18 protein-coding genes are annotated in these 16,601 nt (G+C 61.3%); 16 read left to right on the top strand and 2 right to left on the bottom strand.

Annotated elements, in window-relative coordinates; genetic code table 11:
• Positions 1 to 82 precede the first annotated feature (82 nt).
• From BFW87_RS07510 to BFW87_RS07500, 3 genes are read left to right on the top strand one after another with little or no spacing between them, the layout of a single operon-like run.
• Positions 83 to 436: a CidA/LrgA family protein gene (locus BFW87_RS07510; protein ID WP_078739286.1), complete on the top strand. Its 354-nt coding sequence runs from the start codon at positions 83 to 85 to the stop codon at positions 434 to 436.
• Entirely contained in the window at positions 433 to 1,149 is a 717-nt protein-coding gene (locus BFW87_RS07505; protein ID WP_078739285.1) for an LrgB family protein, read from the top strand. The genes BFW87_RS07510 and BFW87_RS07505 overlap by 4 nt, the downstream gene beginning before the upstream one ends.
• Before the next feature lie 24 nt (positions 1,150 to 1,173).
• Complete coding sequence (locus tag BFW87_RS07500) at positions 1,174 to 1,767, top strand: LON peptidase substrate-binding domain-containing protein (RefSeq protein ID WP_078739284.1); 594 nt, start codon at positions 1,174 to 1,176, stop codon at positions 1,765 to 1,767.
• On the opposite strand, the gene BFW87_RS07495 is transcribed toward BFW87_RS07500, so the two are convergent.
• Together BFW87_RS07495 and BFW87_RS07490 are read right to left on the bottom strand one after the other, a co-directional pair.
• Entirely contained in the window at positions 1,761 to 3,077 is a 1,317-nt protein-coding gene (locus tag BFW87_RS07495; RefSeq protein WP_078739283.1) for a bifunctional DedA family/phosphatase PAP2 family protein, read from the bottom strand. The two genes, BFW87_RS07500 and BFW87_RS07495, sit on opposite strands and share 7 nt — an antisense overlap.
• A 171-nt stretch (positions 3,078 to 3,248) precedes the next feature.
• On the bottom strand, positions 3,249 to 3,935 hold the full coding sequence (locus BFW87_RS07490) for a DNA-3-methyladenine glycosylase (protein WP_078739282.1): 687 nt from the start codon (positions 3,933 to 3,935) through the stop codon (positions 3,249 to 3,251).
• A gap of 175 nt (positions 3,936 to 4,110) precedes the next feature.
• On the opposite strand from BFW87_RS07490, the gene BFW87_RS07485 reads away from it, so the two are divergent.
• The 13 genes from BFW87_RS07485 to BFW87_RS07425 all read left to right on the top strand — a co-directional run bounded on the left by BFW87_RS07485 (position 4,111) and on the right by BFW87_RS07425 (position 16,590).
• A complete protein-coding gene (locus tag BFW87_RS07485; protein WP_078739281.1) occupies positions 4,111 to 5,376 on the top strand; it encodes a glutamate-5-semialdehyde dehydrogenase in 1,266 nt (421 codons plus the stop codon).
• Positions 5,376 to 6,020 (top strand): nicotinate-nucleotide adenylyltransferase, encoded by a 645-nt coding sequence (nadD, locus tag BFW87_RS07480; protein ID WP_078739280.1) that lies wholly within the window; start codon positions 5,376 to 5,378, stop codon positions 6,018 to 6,020. The genes BFW87_RS07485 and nadD overlap by 1 nt, the downstream gene beginning before the upstream one ends.
• 69 nt (positions 6,021 to 6,089) lie before the next feature.
• A complete protein-coding gene (gene rsfS / locus BFW87_RS07475; protein WP_003176298.1) occupies positions 6,090 to 6,584 on the top strand; it encodes a ribosome silencing factor in 495 nt (164 codons plus the stop codon).
• 9 nt (positions 6,585 to 6,593) lie between these two features.
• Positions 6,594 to 7,061 carry a 23S rRNA (pseudouridine(1915)-N(3))-methyltransferase RlmH gene (gene rlmH / locus BFW87_RS07470; protein WP_003176297.1) on the top strand — a complete coding sequence of 156 codons (468 nt, stop codon included), beginning with the start codon at positions 6,594 to 6,596 and terminating at the stop codon, positions 7,059 to 7,061.
• Positions 7,062 to 7,076: 15 nt separating this feature from the next.
• Positions 7,077 to 8,975, top strand: coding sequence for a penicillin-binding protein 2 (mrdA, locus tag BFW87_RS07465; RefSeq protein WP_078739279.1), 1,899 nt, complete (start codon positions 7,077 to 7,079; stop codon positions 8,973 to 8,975).
• A 31-nt stretch (positions 8,976 to 9,006) separates the two neighbouring features.
• Positions 9,007 to 10,110, top strand: coding sequence for a rod shape-determining protein RodA (rodA, locus tag BFW87_RS07460; RefSeq protein WP_065911239.1), 1,104 nt, complete (start codon positions 9,007 to 9,009; stop codon positions 10,108 to 10,110).
• A 17-nt stretch (positions 10,111 to 10,127) separates the two neighbouring features.
• Positions 10,128 to 11,138 carry a lytic murein transglycosylase B gene (gene mltB, locus BFW87_RS07455; protein WP_078739278.1) on the top strand — a complete coding sequence of 337 codons (1,011 nt, stop codon included), beginning with the start codon at positions 10,128 to 10,130 and terminating at the stop codon, positions 11,136 to 11,138.
• Positions 11,138 to 12,142, top strand: coding sequence for a septal ring lytic transglycosylase RlpA family protein (locus BFW87_RS07450; RefSeq protein ID WP_078739277.1), 1,005 nt, complete (start codon positions 11,138 to 11,140; stop codon positions 12,140 to 12,142). Before mltB ends, BFW87_RS07450 begins: the two co-directional genes overlap by 1 nt.
• Before the next feature lie 180 nt (positions 12,143 to 12,322).
• Complete coding sequence (locus tag BFW87_RS07445) at positions 12,323 to 13,480, top strand: D-alanyl-D-alanine carboxypeptidase family protein (protein ID WP_078739276.1); 1,158 nt, start codon at positions 12,323 to 12,325, stop codon at positions 13,478 to 13,480.
• 85 nt (positions 13,481 to 13,565) lie between these two features.
• Positions 13,566 to 13,847, top strand: coding sequence for a DUF493 domain-containing protein (locus tag BFW87_RS07440; protein WP_017136054.1), 282 nt, complete (start codon positions 13,566 to 13,568; stop codon positions 13,845 to 13,847).
• Positions 13,847 to 14,494 (top strand): lipoyl(octanoyl) transferase LipB, encoded by a 648-nt coding sequence (gene lipB / locus BFW87_RS07435; RefSeq protein WP_017136055.1) that lies wholly within the window; start codon positions 13,847 to 13,849, stop codon positions 14,492 to 14,494. Before BFW87_RS07440 ends, lipB begins: the two co-directional genes overlap by 1 nt.
• A 26-nt stretch (positions 14,495 to 14,520) precedes the next feature.
• Positions 14,521 to 15,522, top strand: coding sequence for a lipoyl synthase (lipA, locus tag BFW87_RS07430; protein WP_160385010.1), 1,002 nt, complete (start codon positions 14,521 to 14,523; stop codon positions 15,520 to 15,522).
• Between the two features lie 150 nt (positions 15,523 to 15,672).
• On the top strand, positions 15,673 to 16,590 hold the full coding sequence (locus BFW87_RS07425; protein ID WP_078739274.1) for a S66 peptidase family protein: 918 nt from the start codon (positions 15,673 to 15,675) through the stop codon (positions 16,588 to 16,590).
• The last annotated feature ends 11 nt before the right edge of the window (positions 16,591 to 16,601 follow it).

Genomic DNA, 16,601 nt, shown 5'->3' with positions numbered 1-16,601 from the left:
AGCCACCATGCTTTTGGCGAATGCCGGAGCATAGGGCGGGCGTGCTTATAATGCGGGCGAGCGTTGAGGGGGGAGAAAACGGATGCTGTTACGAGGCCTGACATGGCTGGTGCTGTTTCAATTGATCGGCACCGCGATCAACCACTTGCTGTTGCCGGTGCTGCCGGGGCCGATCATCGGCTTGCTGCTGATGCTGGGGTTTCTGATCTGGCGCGGCGAAGTCGGCGAGCCCCTGAGCCTGGCCGCCAGCAGTTTATTGCGTTACTTGCCGTTACTGCTGGTGCCGCCGGCGGTGGGGGTGATGGTGTACGCGAAGGACATCGCCGCGGACTTCTGGGCCATCGTCGGTGCGCTGGTGTTGTCGCTGGTGATAGCCATGGGCTTTGTCGGCGTGCTGATGCAGCAGATGGTCAAGCGCAAGGAAAGGGATCAATGACCGTCGACTGGCAGGGCGCGTGGACGGCCGTGGTTCATCATCCCTTATTCGGCATCGGCATCACGCTGGGTGCCTATCAGTTGGTGCTGGCCGCCTTCGAGAAAACCCGCTGGGTCTTCCTGCAGCCGGTGCTGGTGTCGATGCTGTTGGTGATCGGCGTGCTGCTCACGTGTGGCCTCACCTACGCCGAGTACCGCAAGAGCACCGAGATCATGGGCATCCTTCTCGGCCCGGCGACGGTAGCCCTGGCGGTGCCTTTGTATTTGAACCTGCGGCGGATTCGCCAATTGTTCTGGCCGATTTTTACTACGCTGGTGATAGGTGGCGTATTGGCCACAGGCCTGTGTGTGTTGCTGGGCTGGTGGTTCGGCGCCGAACACCGGATGCTGATGACCATGGCGCCCAAGTCGGTGACCTCGCCGATTGCCATGCTCGTGGCTGAACAGATCGGTGGCGTGGCGGCCTTGGCGGCGGTGTTTGTGCTGATCACCGGGGTGATCGGCGCGATGATCGGCCCGACGTACTTGTCACGCCTGGGCGTGCACAGCCCCGAAGCGCGCGGCATGGCGCTGGGCATGACCGCCCATGCGGTCGGCACGTCGGTGGCGCTGCAGGAAAGTGAAGAGTGCGGCGCCTTTGCGGCGCTGGCCATGAGTTTGATGGGCGTGGCCACGGCGGTGTTTCTGCCGCTGGCCGTGTCGGTGATTGTTTAAACCCGGGTTTGAAGGAAACCTTATATGAGTCTGGCGCTGTTCCCGCTCAATACCGTGCTGTTCCCAGGCTGCACCCTCGATTTGCAACTGTTCGAGGCGCGCTACCTGGACATGATCAGCCGCTGCATGAAAAAGGGCGAAAGCTTTGGTGTGGTGTGCATCCTCGACGGCAGGGAAGTGGGCATGGCCCCGGACGGCTATGCGCTGGTCGGCTGTGAAGCGCTGATTCGCGACTTCAAGCAGCAAGACAACGGCCTGCTCGGGATTCGTGTCGAAGGCGGGCGGCGCTTTCGCGTACGCGACGCCGGGGTGCAAAAAGACCAGTTGCTGGTGGCCGAGGTGCAATGGCTGGAGGAACTGCCGGACCAGGCGCTGGAAGAAGAGGATGCCGACTTGCTGGCTTTGCTTCACGCCCTGGCCGAACACCCGATGGTTGCCTCACTGGACATGGGCACCCACGCCGATGGCCAGCAAGCCCTGGGCAATCAGTTGGCCTACCTGCTGCCGTTCACCGAGGCCGACAAAATCGACCTGCTGCAACTCGATGACCCGCAGCAACGGTTGGACGCGATCCAGATGTTGCTTGATGAGTTGCAGGGCGAACTCTTCACTCAGTAGGCGTAGCGCAGCAGGGCGTGTGGCGTGCCGGTGAGCGCGATAAAGCTCAACACCGCGACCAGCGCCGGTAGCAACAGCCACCAGGTTTTCTGCGACATGGCCGGCAGCGGGCTCCGATACTGGATGAAGGTCAGGCTGAACGCGCACACCGTCATCGCCAGCAATGTGCCCGCGAGGATGTCGGTGGGCCAATGGGCGCCCAGGTAAACCCGTGACAGCGCGATAAACGCGGCGGGGATGCAGCCCATCAGCATCCAGGTCAGGCGTAACCGAGTGGGTTGGCCGCGTCCCGCCAGCACCGCGAGCGCCAGGAAAAACGCAAAGGCGCCGGACGCGTGGCCGCTGGGCATGCTGAAACTGGTGAGCGGGTCTGTAAGAATTTCCGGGCGGCCACGGGCGAAAAACAGCTTTGTTCCGGTGTTGATCACCGCAGCGCCGGCCAGCGTGGCGCCGACAAACACGGCATGCCGCCATTGTCGCGCCAGTAACAGCAAGCCAGTAAACACAGCGCTGGCGAAGAACATCTTCTTGAACTCACCCAACTGGGTGATCCGCACCATCACTTCATCCAGCCACGGGCTGCGGTGCTCTTGCACCAGTGCGCTCAGGCCTGTGTCGAAGTTATTCAGGGAGTGATAACCGATAAACAGCGCGATCAGCAGCGTCAAGCTGGCGCAGCCAATCCACAAGGTGGCGCGACGATGGCCGCGCAGGCTGCTGTTCAAACTCAAGCCCAGCAGCACCGCTAAACAGGCCGCGACAATGGCCGCTTCCGGCCAGAAACCTTCCGGCAAGGGCAGGCGGAAGGCGGCGCCGGTGGCCCAGCCCGGCAGCAAATACGCCACCGACCAACCCGCCGCCGCCACGATGCTGACGGCCGCGAAGCGCGGGAAGGGCATGTCGCACATCCCGGCCACCATCGGCAGCATGGGCCGCAATGGGCCGATGAAACGTCCTACGAGCAGGCTGGCGATACCGTACTTGTGGAAGTAGGTTTCTGCGCCGTTCATCCATTCGGGGTGGTGGCGCAAACCTGGCAAGCGCCGGATGTTCTGGTGGAAATGTCGGCCGAGGAAGTAGGAAACCCCGTCACCCAGTAACCCGCCGAGAAAGCCCAACAGCAGGGTTTCACTCAGGGACAACGCGCCACTGCCCGCCAGCGCGGCGATTGCAAACAGCAATACCGTGCCGGGCACGATTAACCCGGCAATCGCCAGGCATTCCACGCATGCGACGATAAAGACCGCCACCGCCAGCCATTCAGGGTTCAGGGTCAGCCAGCCGGTAATGCTATCGAGCCATTGGCTCATACACTCAACTCCATTTATGTAATCCGTAGTCCCAGACACTTGAGATCAAACTGTGGGAGCTGGCTTGCCTGCGATGACGGTGTTTGGGCAAACATTTCAGCTGCCTGATCCACCGCTATCGCAGGCAAGCCAGCTCCCACATGGAATCTCCTGTGCTGCCGGTTTTTGTGTTCAATCAATCAAAAAGTAATCGCGGCCTTCGACCTGGCCCCGACGTAGCGGGTTCCGTGTGCAATACGGCGCATAGCCAGCATCCACAAAGCGATACATCAGGTGTTCATCGCGCCCGCTGGGAATGCCCAGGCGCGTGGTCTGGATGATGGATGAGGGCGTCTGGCCCACGTCTTCGACGTAGAGCAATTCCTGATCGAAGCGCTTGGCGTCCCACATTGGCACCTTCAAACCCAATGCCTTACACAGCAACGTCTGGCCCGCGCACAACTTTTGCGCGGCGCGCGGGCTGCCATCGGCATTCGGATTGTTCAGCAGCATCTGCGCCAGGCTGGCCGGGCCGGAAATTTCATCGACCCACGGATAGGCCGATTTGATCAGCACGGCATTACCCGGGCCTTGGGCGCTGAAGTTCAGCGAATCGCCGCCTCGCGCGTAATACATGTAGATATGGCCGCCATCCAGAAACAAAGCCTTACGCTTTTCTGTGTAGCCGAGTGAGGCATGGCTGCCTTTTTCGGCCACGTAATAGGCTTCGGTTTCAATAATTCGCGCCGAAAGCCAGGTTTCGCCAACGCGATGGCGTATGACTTTTCCAAGCAATTCGCGCGCAAGAAGTTGCGCATCTCGGTCGAAGAAGCCGTCGGGCAGGGCGCTGGCGAGGAGCGTTGGGGCAAAACTGGACATGGCGATCAAGGGTTAATACGGCTAAATGTGACGGAATAATAACAACTCCCACCTTAATTACCGCTGAACCCCCTGTTTTTGCAGTTCATTTCGACCATCCGCCCCTCACCGCTGTCAGTCGGGCGGCGTCACAGCTATAATCTGCCGCTTTCCTCCCTGCCAAGACTCCCTGACCATGACTGAGTCCGTTCTTGACTACATGACCCGCCTGGGTCGCGCTGCCCGTCAGGCCTCGCGGTTGATCGCCCGTGCGAGCACCGCGCAGAAGAACCGCGCCCTGTTGGCCGCCGCCGACGCTCTGGATGCTTCGCGCTCCGAGCTCACCGCCGCCAATGAACTGGACCTGGCCAACGGCCTCGCCAATGGCCTGGAGCCAGCACTGCTGGACCGCCTGGCGCTGACCCCGGCACGTATCGACGACATGATCGAAGGCCTGCGTCAGGTGGCCAAACTGCCTGACCCCATCGGTGAAATCCGCGACATGCGTTACCTGCCGTCCGGTATTCAAGTCGGCAAGATGCGCGTGCCGCTGGGCGTGATCGGCATTATTTATGAGTCGCGCCCGAACGTGACCATCGACGCCGCGAGCCTGTGCCTCAAGTCCGGCAATGCCACCATCCTGCGTGGCGGTTCCGAGGCCATCAATTCCAACCGTGCCATCGCGGCGTGCATTCAGCAGGGCCTGGCCGTGGCCGAGTTGCCGGCCGAAGTGGTGCAAGTGGTGGAAACCACCGACCGCGCCGCCGTTGGCGCGCTGATCACCATGCCGGAATTCGTCGACGTGATTGTGCCGCGCGGTGGCAAGAGTCTGATCGAACGCGTCAGCCGCGATGCCAAGGTGCCAGTTATCAAGCACCTCGACGGCGTGTGCCATGTGTACATCGACATCGCCGCCGACATCGACAAGGCGATCCGCATCGCCGACAACGCCAAGACGCACCGCTACGCACCCTGCAACACCATGGAAACCCTGCTGGTGCACGTCGGCATTGCCGAGCGCGTGCTGCCGCCGCTGGCTGCCATCTACCGTGACAAGGGCGTGGAACTGCGCGGTTGCGAGCGCACCCGTGCGCTGCTGGGCGCGGACGTGATCGAAGCGACCGAGCTCGACTGGTACACCGAATACACGGCACCCATCCTGTCGATCAAGATTGTTGATGACCTGGACGAGGCCATTGAACACATCAATACCTACGGCTCCAAGCACACTGACGCCATTGTTTCCGAGCATTTCAGCGATGCCCGGCGTTTCCTCAACGAAGTGGATTCCGCTTCGGTGATGATCAACGCCTCGACGCGGTTTGCCGACGGCTTCGAGTACGGTTTGGGGGCGGAGATCGGCATCTCCACCGATAAGCTCCACGCACGCGGCCCGGTTGGCCTGGAAGGCCTGACCAGCGAGAAGTACGTGGTGTTCGGCGATGGTCATGTGCGCACTTGATGGCTAAACGCATCGGGCTGCTCGGCGGTACCTTCGACCCCGTGCACATTGGCCATTTGCGCAGTGCCCTGGAAGTCGCGGATGCCCTCGCGCTGGATGAGTTGCGCGTGATGCCCAACGCGCGGCCGCCGCATCGCGATACGCCGCAGGTGTCGGCGCAGCAACGCCTGGAAATGGTGCGCCTTGCGGTGGAGGGCATAGCGCCGTTGGTGGTGGACGACCACGAACTCAAGCGTGATAAACCGTCCTACACTGTCGATACCCTGGAAGTGATGCGCGCTGAAATGGCCGCGGACGACCAATTGTTTCTGCTTTTGGGCTGGGACGCATTTTGCGGCCTGCCCTCTTGGCATCGCTGGGAGGAACTCCTCCAGCACTGCCACATCCTGGTTTTGCAACGCCCGGATGCCGACAGCGAACCGCCGGATGCCTTGCGCAACCTGCTGGCCGCGCGGTCGGTAAGTGACCCCTTGGCCCTGACCGGGCCGAACGGGAATATTGCATTCGTCTGGCAGACCCCGCTTGCGGTGTCCGCCACCCAGATCCGTCAACTGCTGGCCAGCGGTAAGTCGGTACGTTTCCTGGTGCCTGACGCGGTCCTGGCCTACATCGATGCGCACGGGCTTTACCGTGCGTCGAACTGAAAAGGCGCGCTTGAACGTACGCACTGTCGTACAGCGAGCGCCCGAACATACGAGCAAAACGAGTTTTATATGACGAACAAAGACGTAAGCAAAGTTAAGCGCAAAGGCACCTTCAAAAGCGCCCCGCTGCCGGTAGAAGCCCACGTTGGCCCGGAACTGGCTGGCGAAGAGCTGGTGAAAGTGGCAGTGGCTGCCCTGGAAGACGTTAAGGCCCAGGACATCCAGGTGCTGGACGTACGCGACAAGCAGAGCATCACCGACTTCATGATCATCGCCACCGGTACCTCGAACCGCCAGATCGGCGCGATGCTCGACAAGGTCCGCGAAGCCGTCAAAGCCCAAGGCGTGAAGCCGCTGGGTGAAGAAGGCAAGGGCGACAGCGACTGGGTGCTGCTGGACATGGACGACGTGATCGTTCACATGATGACCTCCAACGCTCGTCAGTTCTACGACCTGGAGCGTCTGTGGAAAGGCGCCGAGCAGAGCCGTGCTGCCGATGGCAAGCACCACAGCCCGGAAGTGGGCCACGCGCACTTCGACAAGCTCAACAAAGACCAGGAATAAGGAACGGCTGTGCGCCTGCGTCTGATCGCTGTCGGTTCACGCATGCCCAAGTGGGTGGAAGAAGGCTGGCACGAGTATGCCAAGCGTCTGCCCGCTGAGCTGTCGCTGGAACTGGTGGAAATACCGCTCAACACCCGGGGCAAGAATGCCGACGTGGCGCGCTTTATCCGTCAGGAAGGCGAAGCCATGCTGGCCAAGGTCGGCCCCAACGAGCGCATCGTTACTCTTGAAGTGCACGGCAAACCCTGGAGCACCGAGCAACTGGCGGTGGAACTGGATCGCTGGCGCCTGGATTCGCGCACGGTCAACTTCATGGTCGGCGGCCCCGAAGGGCTGGCGCCGGAAGTCTGTGCGCGGGCGGACCAGCGCTGGTCGCTGTCGGCGCTGACGCTGCCGCACCCGTTGGTAAGGATCCTGATCGGTGAACAGCTGTATCGCGCCTGGACAGTTCTGTCCGGGCACCCTTACCACAAATAATCTGCGCCCCTCCCGATGACTCAGCCGATCCGTATCAAGGACCACGAGAAAGACGCACGTCTGGTACGCGCCCGGGTCGTGTTCGGCGCGTTTTTGGTGGTGGGGTTGATCGCGGTGTTGATCGCGCGCCTGTATTTCCTGCAGGTGATCCAGTACGACTATCACTCCACGCTGTCGGAAAACAACCGGGTGCATGTGCAGCCGATTCCGCCGACCCGTGGGCTGATTTTCGACCGCAATGGCGTGGTGGTCGCGGATAACCGGCCCAGCTTCAGCCTGAGCATGACCCGCGAACGCTCCGGCGACTGGCAGCAAGTCCTCGATGTCATCGTCGACGTGCTGCAGTTGACGCCGGAAGACCGGGTGATTTTCGAAAAGCGCATGAAGCAGGGGCGCCGGCCGTTCGAGCCGGTGCCCATTCTGTTTGAGCTGAACGAAGAGCAGATCGCCCGCATTGCGGTGAACCAGTTCCGCCTGCCTGGTGTAGAAGTGGTGGCGCAACTGGTGCGGCATTATCCACAAGGGCCGCACTTTGCCCACTCCGTTGGGTACATGGGGCGGATCAACGAGAAAGAGCTGAAAAGCCTCGATCCGGTGAATTACAGCGGCACCCACCATATCGGCAAAACCGGCATCGAGCGTTTCTACGAGCCCGAGCTGCATGGCCAGGTGGGTTACGAAGAAGTCGAGACCAACGCCCGAGGCCGTGTGCTACGGGTGCTCAAACGTACCGACCCGGTGCCGGGCAAGGACATTGTCCTGAGCCTGGACATCAAGCTGCAGGAAGCGGCCGAGATGGCGCTGGGCGGGCGACGTGGCGCGGTAGTGGCACTGGACCCGACGACCGGCGAAGTGCTGGCGATGGTCAGCCAGCCGAGCTTCGACCCCAACCTGTTTGTGACCGGCATCAGCTTCAAGGCGTACGCCGAGCTGCGTGATTCCATCGACCGGCCGCTGTTCAACCGCGTGCTGCGCGGGCTGTATCCGCCCGGTTCGACGATCAAGCCGGCGGTAGCGATTGCCGGTCTGGATTCGGGCGTGGTCACCGCGTCGAGCCGCGTCTACGACCCGGGCTACTACATGCTGCCCAATTACGACCACAAATACCGAAACTGGAACCGCACCGGTGACGGCTATGTCGATCTGGACACCGCGATCATGCGCTCCAACGACACCTATTTTTACGACCTGGCCCACAAGCTCGGGATCGATCGCTTGTCCGCCTACATGGGCAAGTTTGGCCTCGGCCAGAAAGTCTCCCTGGACATGTTCGAAGAATCCCCCGGCCTGATGCCGTCGCGGGAATGGAAGCGCGCGACCCGTCGTCAGGCGTGGTTCCCGGGTGAAACCCTGATTCTCGGGATCGGCCAGGGCTATATGCAGGCAACGCCTTTGCAACTGGCCCAGGCCACGGCGCTGGTGGCCAACAAAGGTATCTGGAACCGTCCGCACCTGGCCAAGACCATCGAAGGCGAGAAGCCGGTGGACGAAAATCCGATCCCCGACATCGTGCTGCGCGACCCGTCCGACTGGACCAAGGTCAACCACGGCATGCAGCAAGTGATGCACGGTGCCCGCGGCACCGCGCGTAAAGCGGCGGTCGGTGCGCAGTATCGAATTGCCGGCAAGAGCGGTACCGCCCAGGTGGTCGCGATCAAGCAGGGCGAGAAATATGACCGCTCCAAAGTACAAGAGCGCCATCGCGACCACGCCTTGTTTGTCGGCTTCGCCCCGGCGGACGCACCGAAAATCGTGGTAGCGGTGATGGTCGAAAACGGCGAGTCCGGTTCCGGCGTCGCGGCGCCTGTGGTGCGTCAGATCATGGACGCCTGGCTGCTGGCCGACGACGGCAGGCTCAAATCCGAATATGGCGGCCCCCCTTCAAGCACCGAGGTTACGGCCCGTGAAGAGTAATTTTGACCGCATCCTCTCCAGCGAAGATGTGATGCGTCGCCGCGCGACGTTGCTGCAGCGCATGCACATTGATGGCCCGTTGCTGATCCTGCTGCTGACCCTCGCGGCTGGCAGCCTGTTCGTGTTGTATTCGGCCAGCGGCAAGAACTGGGACCTGCTGATCAAGCAAGCGTCCTCGTTTGGTCTGGGCTTGCTGTCGATGGTGGTAATCGCCCAGCTGGAGCCCCGTTTCATGGCGCGTTGGGTGCCCTTGGGTTACGTCGTCGGGGTGTTGCTGCTGGTGGTGGTGGACGTGATGGGCCACAACGCCATGGGTGCGACCCGCTGGATCAACATTCCCGGGGTGATTCGTTTCCAGCCCTCGGAATTCCTCAAGATCCTGATGCCTGCGACCATCGCCTGGTACCTGTCCAAGCGCACCTTGCCGCCGCAGCTCAAGCATGTAGGTGTCAGTCTGATCCTGATCGGCGTGCCGTTTATCCTGATCGTGCGCCAGCCGGATCTGGGTACCTCGCTGCTGATCCTCGCCGGCGGTGCGTTCGTACTGTTTATGGGCGGGTTGCGCTGGCGCTGGATTCTCAGCGTGCTGGCGGCCGCGATCCCGGTGGCGGTGGCGATGTGGTTCTTCTTTATGCACGACTACCAGAAGCAGCGGATCCTGACCTTCCTCGACCCGGAAAGCGACCCGCTGGGCACCGGCTGGAACATCATCCAGTCCAAGGCCGCGATCGGTTCCGGTGGAGTATTTGGTAAGGGCTGGTTACTGGGCACCCAGTCGCATTTGGACTTTTTGCCCGAGAGCCACACCGACTTCATCATTGCGGTATTGGGCGAAGAGTTCGGCCTGGTAGGCATTTGCGCCCTGTTGTTGATCTATGTGCTGCTGATCGGTCGCGGCCTGGTGATCACCGCTCAGGCGCAAACGCTGTTCGGCAAGTTGCTCGCCGGCAGCCTGACCATGACGTTTTTTGTTTACGTTTTCGTCAACATCGGTATGGTCAGTGGCCTGCTGCCGGTGGTGGGGGTGCCGTTGCCATTCATTAGCTACGGCGGAACTTCGCTGGTGACATTGATGTCAGCGTTTGGGGTTTTGATGTCGATTCATACGCATCGCAAGTGGATCGCACAGGTTTGAATAAGGTGAAGATGTCAATGCAAGTAATGCGCGGCTGGGCGACTCGGCATGCGTCCCTGATGGGCCTGATCGGGCTGTTGGGCGTGACGCAAGAGGCGCAGGCCGGTGACTACGATGGCTCACCTCAGGTCGCCGAATTTGTCGGTGAGATGACCCGCGACTACGGTTTCGCCGGTGAACAGCTGATGGGTGTGTTTCGCGAGGCCCAGAAGAAGCAGGCGATCCTTGACGCCATCTCGCGCCCCGCCGAGCGGGTTAAGCAATGGAAAGAATACCGCCCGATGTTCCTCACCGACGCCCGTGTGGCGCGCGGCGTGGACTTCTGGCGCCAGCACGAAGCCGTGCTGGCCCGCGCCGAGCAGGAGTACGGCGTGCCGGCCCAGGTGATCGTTTCGATCATCGGCATTGAAACCTTTTACGGGCGCAACACCGGCAGTTACCGGGTGATCGACGCCTTGTCGACCCTGGGCTTCGATTACCCGCCGCGCGCCGAGTTCTTCCGCAAGGAGCTGCGCGAATTCCTGTTGCTGGCCCGCGAAGAACAGGTCGACCCGCTGACCCTCAAAGGCTCCTACGCCGGTGCAATGGGCTTGCCGCAGTTCATGCCGAGCAGCTTCCGAGCTTACGCGGTGGATTTTGACGGCGACGGTCACATCAACATCTGGAGCAACCCCGACGACGCCATTGGCAGCGTGGCCAGCTACTTCAAGCGCCATGGCTGGGTGGCGGGCGAGCCGGTAGTGATTCGCGCCGATGTCACGGGCGATCGCGCCGATGAAGGTCTGACCCAGGGCATTGAGCCCGTCAAGACGGTCGGGGAGTTGCGGGCGCTGGGCTGGTCGAGTCAGAATGCGCCACGCGATGACATGCCGGTGACGGCGTTCCGCCTGGAAGGCGAAAATGGCCCGGAATACTGGATGGGCCTGAAGAATTTTTACGCAATCACGCGTTATAACCGCAGTGTGATGTACGCCATGGCCGTGCATCAGCTGTCAGACATGCTGGTCCAAGCACGGGGCAACAAGTAATGCGGGTATTGCCGTTCAAAAAACCGCTCAAGCTGGTGGCGTTTGCCGCGTTGTCCTTGCTGGTTGTCAGTTGTTCCACCACTAACAGCCGTGGTCCGGTGCCCAAATCCGGTGGCGCTGTGGTTCGTTCCCAGCCTGGCCTGGACATCAACCGTGCGCACAAGGATGGCGCGCCGTGGTGGGATGTCGATGTGTCGAAAATCCCGGATGCCACGCCCACCCTGCACACCGGCCCGTACAAGGCTAACCCCTATACCGTGCTGGGCAAAAACTACTTCCCGTTGCAGGAATCCAAGACTTACGTGCAATCGGGCACGGCGTCCTGGTACGGCACCAAATTCCATGGCCAGAACACCGCCAACGGCGAAGTGTATGACCTCTATGGCATGAGCGCCGCGCACAAAACCCTGCCGCTGCCCAGCTATGTACGGGTGACCAACCTGGACAACAACCGCACGGTGATTCTGCGGGTCAATGACCGTGGGCCGTTCTATTCGGACCGCATTATCGACTTGTCCTACGCTGCCGCGAAGAAACTCGGCTACGCCGAAATCGGCACCGCGCGTGTGAAAGTTGAAGGTATCGACCCCGCGCAATACTGGGCCCAGCGTGGCAAACCGGCGCCGCTGATGCTCAACGAGCCGCAGACACCGCAGCCACAAGTGACGGCGTCGGCCGGCAAGATCGAACAATGGACGCCACCGCCGGCGCAGCACGCGCCCGACACGGTCGTCGTGCCTCACGCAGCACCCGGGGCCTCGATGGCCGGTGGGCAATACCTGCAAGTGGGCGCTTTCGCCAACCCGGATGCGGCAGAACTGTTAAGGTCCAAGCTCAGCGGCATGGTCAACGCGCCGGTCTTCATCAGCTCTATCGTGCGTAACCAGCAGACTCTGCACCGGGTGCGCATGGGCCCGATCGGTTCGCCCGGTGAAGTGGCGCAAGTACAGAACAGCGTGCGTTCGGCCAACCTGGGGCAACCCAGCGTGGTCACCGCCGAGTAAGAAAGGGATTGATGGTTCAGGCTCGCGTGCGGGCTTGGGCTTTGGTTGTTGGCTCGTTGAACAATAAAAACCCGGGGGCAGGGGTGAGCAGGCAACCGAACACGCGACAGTCTGGCAACGGCCTGTCTGAATAAGTTTTGCCCGCGAGGGCAAGTTTCCATAAGCAATTTCGAGAGACGGATGAACATCACCACCTTAGCCAAACGCACGTGCCTGCTTCTTTCGCTGATCATCACCCCGGCCGCCTGGGCGGTTGAAATGGTGCCGGCTTCCCCGCAACTGGCCGCCAAGGCCTGGGTCCTCATGGATGCCGCCAGCGGCAACGTGCTGGTCGAGAACAATGGTGACCAGCGCCTGCCCCCAGCCAGCTTGACCAAGCTGATGACGGCGTACATCGCGACCCTGGAAATCCGTCGCGGCCAGATCGGCGAGAATGATCCGGTGACCGTCAGCGAAAACGCCTGGCGCACCGGCGGTTCGCGGATGTTCATCAAGGTCGGCTCGCAAGTGACCGTGAGCGACCTGTTGCACGGCATCATCATCCAGTCGGGTAACGACGCCAGCGTCGCTCTGTCCGAGCACATCGCCGGCAGCGAAGACGCGTTCGCCGACATGATGAACAAAACCGTGACTGACCTGGGCATGACCAACAGCCACTTCATGAACCCGACCGGTCTGCCGAACCCGGAGCACTACTCGTCGGCTCACGACATGGCGATCCTGGCGCGCGCGATCATTCGTGTCGACCCGGTGCACTACGCGATCTACTCCCAGAAAGAGTTCTACTGGAACAACATCAAGCAGCCTAACCGCAACCTGCTGCTGTGGCGCGACAAGACCGTTGACGGTCTGAAAACCGGCCACACCGAAGAAGCCGGCTACTGCATGGTGTCGTCTGCTGTACGTGACGGCCAGCGCTTGATCGCCGTGGTTTTCGGCACCAACAGCGAACAAGCCCGTGCGGCCGAAACGCAAAAGTTGCTGACCTACGGTTTCCGCTTCTTCGAAACCCAGACCTTCTATCAGAAGGGTGCTGAGCTGGCGACTGCGCCGGTTTGGAAAGGCGCGACCTCGCAAGTCAAGGCCGGCCTGGCGGACGACCTGACCTTGACCATGCCTAAAGGCCAGCTGAAAAAGCTCGCGGCCAGCATGACCATGAACCCGCAATTGGTTGCCCCGATTGCCAAGGGCCAGGTCATCGGTAAAGTCGAAGTGAAACTGGACGACAAAGTCGTGCACAGTGCCGATCTGATCGCGCTGGACGCCGTCGACGAGGGTGGTATCTTCCGCCGCGTCTGGGATAGCATCCGTCTATTCTTCTACAGCTTGTTCAACTGATAAGTGTGCACCTGCAAAGCCCCGTGTTAATCCGACACGGGGCTTTGCCCGTCGCCACGGCTTACGCTTACGAGGCCGTTACGCCATGACCGATAAAGAAGTAGAAGTAAAGGCGCCAAAGATCGAATTCCCTAACGTGGACTATCCCGTCAAGGTGATCAGCGATACCGGCGTGGGCAACAAAGACAAGATTCTGGAGATCGTGCGTAAACACGCAACGATCAACGACAACCGGGTGGACGAGCGTTTGAGCTCCAACGGTAAGTACACAACGATCCAGTTGCACATTGTTGCGACCGGTCAAGACCAGCTCTACGACATCAACAGCGAATTGCGGGCTACCGGCTTCGTGCACATGGTGCTGTGATGTCACAGGTTCTGGGCTTTCGCGAGCTCGGCCAGATGGCCTATGAACCCGTCTGGCACGCCATGCAGCGCTTCACCAACGAGCGCGGTACCTCGGCCCCCGATGAAATCTGGCTGGTGGAGCACCCGCCGGTGTTCACCCAGGGCCAGGCCGGCAAGGCTGAGCATCTGTTGCTGCCGGGGGATATTCCGGTGGTGCAGGTCGACCGAGGTGGCCAAGTGACTTACCATGGCCCCGGTCAGTTGGTGGCGTATTTGCTGCTGGACGTGCGTAAGCTGGGTTTCGGCGTACGCGACCTGGTAAGCCGCATGGAGGCTTGCCTGATCGAGCTGTTGGCCAGTTACGGCGTGACCGCCGCGGCCAAGCCCGATGCACCCGGTGTGTACGTGGACGGCGCGAAAATCGCCTCCCTGGGGTTGCGCATTCGCCACGGCTGTTCCTTTCATGGCCTGGCCCTGAACGTGGACATGGACCTGGCGCCGTTTCGACGGATCAACCCGTGCGGTTATGCCGGGTTGGCGATGACCCAACTGAGCGACCACGCCACACCGATTAAATTTGCCGAGGTAAGTGCCCGGCTGCGTGCGCAGCTCGTCAAACACCTCGACTATGCTGAGCAGACGACCCTCACGGGCGGAATCGACTGATTATGACTACTGATGCAGTGCAAACCATGATCCCGACGCTGGACGTTACCGAACGTCCGGCCCCGGCCCCGCGTGCCAAGGTGGAAGCCGGCGTCAAGCTGCGCGGCGCCGAGAAGGTTGCACGCATCCCGGTGAAGATCATTCCGACCACCGAACTGCCGAAAAAACCTGACTGGATCCGCGTGCGCATCCCGGTTTCGCCGGAAGTCGACCGTATCAAGGCCCTGCTGCGCAAACACAAGCTGCACAGCGTGTGCGAAGAAGCGTCCTGCCCGAACCTGGGCGAGTGCTTCTCCGGCGGCACCGCCACCTTCATGATCATGGGTGACATCTGCACCCGTCGTTGCCCGTTCTGCGACGTGGGCCACGGCCGACCAAAACCGCTGGACGTCAACGAACCGGAAAGCCTGGCCATCGCCATCGCCGACCTGAAACTCAAATACGTGGTGATCACCTCGGTTGACCGCGACGACCTGCGCGACGGCGGTGCCCAGCACTTTGCCGACTGCATCCGAGAGATCCGCAAGCTGTCGCCGAACGTGATGCTTGAAACCCTGGTCCCGGACTACCGTGGCCGTATGGACGTGGCGCTGGAAATCACCGCCGCCGAGCCGCCGGATGTGTTCAACCACAACCTGGAAACCGTGCCACGCCTGTACAAGGCTGCGCGTCCGGGTTCGGACTATCAGTGGTCGCTGACCCTGCTGCAGAAATTCAAGCAGATGATGCCGCACATCCCGACCAAATCCGGCTTGATGCTGGGCCTGGGCGAGACCGACGAAGAAGTCATCGAAGTCATGAAGCGCATGCGCGAGCACGACATCGACATGCTGACCCTGGGCCAGTACCTGCAGCCATCCCGCAGCCACTTGCCGGTACAGCGTTTTGTGCACCCGGACGTGTTTGCCTGGTTCGCCGAGGAAGGTTACAAAATGGGCTTCAAGAACGTCGCGTCGGGCCCGTTGGTGCGTTCCTCGTACCACGCCGACGAGCAGGCCAAGCTGGTCAAGGCTAGCCTGGTTTCTTAATACAGATTTGGACAATGCCGCTTATCCAATGTGGGAGCGGGCTTGCTCGCGAAGGCGGTGTTTCAGTCACTTGATTAATTGACTGACACTCCGCATTCGCGAGCAAGCCCGCTCCCACATTTGGTTTTGTGCTGTTAGAGGGAATTGTGTATGACTGCCCCTGTACCCGCCCTGCGCTCTGAAGGCACCATCGCCCTCATTGCCCCCGCCGGCCCCGCTGCTTTGGACGTCGAAAAAGCCGGACAATGGATGCGTGCCCGTGGCTATGAATTGCGCATCTTCACCGGCGTGTACGAGCGCGACGGCTACCTTGCCGGCAGCGATGATGTGCGCCTGCGTGACCTGCACGCCGCCTTCGCCGACCCCAACATCGATGCCATCTTCTGCCTGCGCGGCGGCTACGGCACGCCACGCTTGCTCGATCGCCTGGACTTCGATCTGTTGCGCGCCAACCCCAAGCCCCTTGTGGGCTATAGCGACATCACCGCTTTGCACCTGGCTATCAGCCGCTACGCCGGTTTTGTGACCTTCCATGGGCCAATGCTCAACGCCGACCTGCTGGGCGACAAGCAGCCGCCCACCGAGTCATCGCTGTTCAGCATGCTGCGCGGCGACCTCGGCGCCGGTAGCGTGTTGGCGCACCCGGTGGCCTACCCGTTGACCACGATCGAGCCTGGCATCGCCCGGGGGCGCTTGTTGGGTGGCAACCTGTCGATGATCGCAGCGGTGATGGGCACGGCCTACGAAATAGACGCTGAAGGCATCATCCTGTTGATCGAAGACGTCAACGAGCCGATCTACCGCATTGACCGCTTGCTGACTCACCTGCGCTTGGCGGGCAAGTTGGCTCAGGTGGCGGGTGTGCTGGTGGGGGATGTGGCGGGGGTGGATAAGGTGGCGCTGGAGCGGCTGCTCAAGCAGACCTTCGAGCCGTTGCGTATTCCGGTGCTGTCCGGCTGGCGCAGCGGGCATTGTGATCCGAACTTGACGCTGCCGACGGGGGCGTTGGTGCGGCTGGATGCGGGGGAGCAGCGGGTGGTGTTGGAGCAGGATGTGGTCTTTAAATAGTTGTTGCCTGC

It is taken from the genome of Pseudomonas fluorescens, from assembly GCF_002022275.1.
Lineage (GTDB): Bacteria > Pseudomonadota > Gammaproteobacteria > Pseudomonadales > Pseudomonadaceae > Aquipseudomonas > Aquipseudomonas fluorescens_AJ.
Note: the sequence above shows the minus strand (reverse complement) of the source record. Positions and strands in the feature narration are given on the sequence as shown.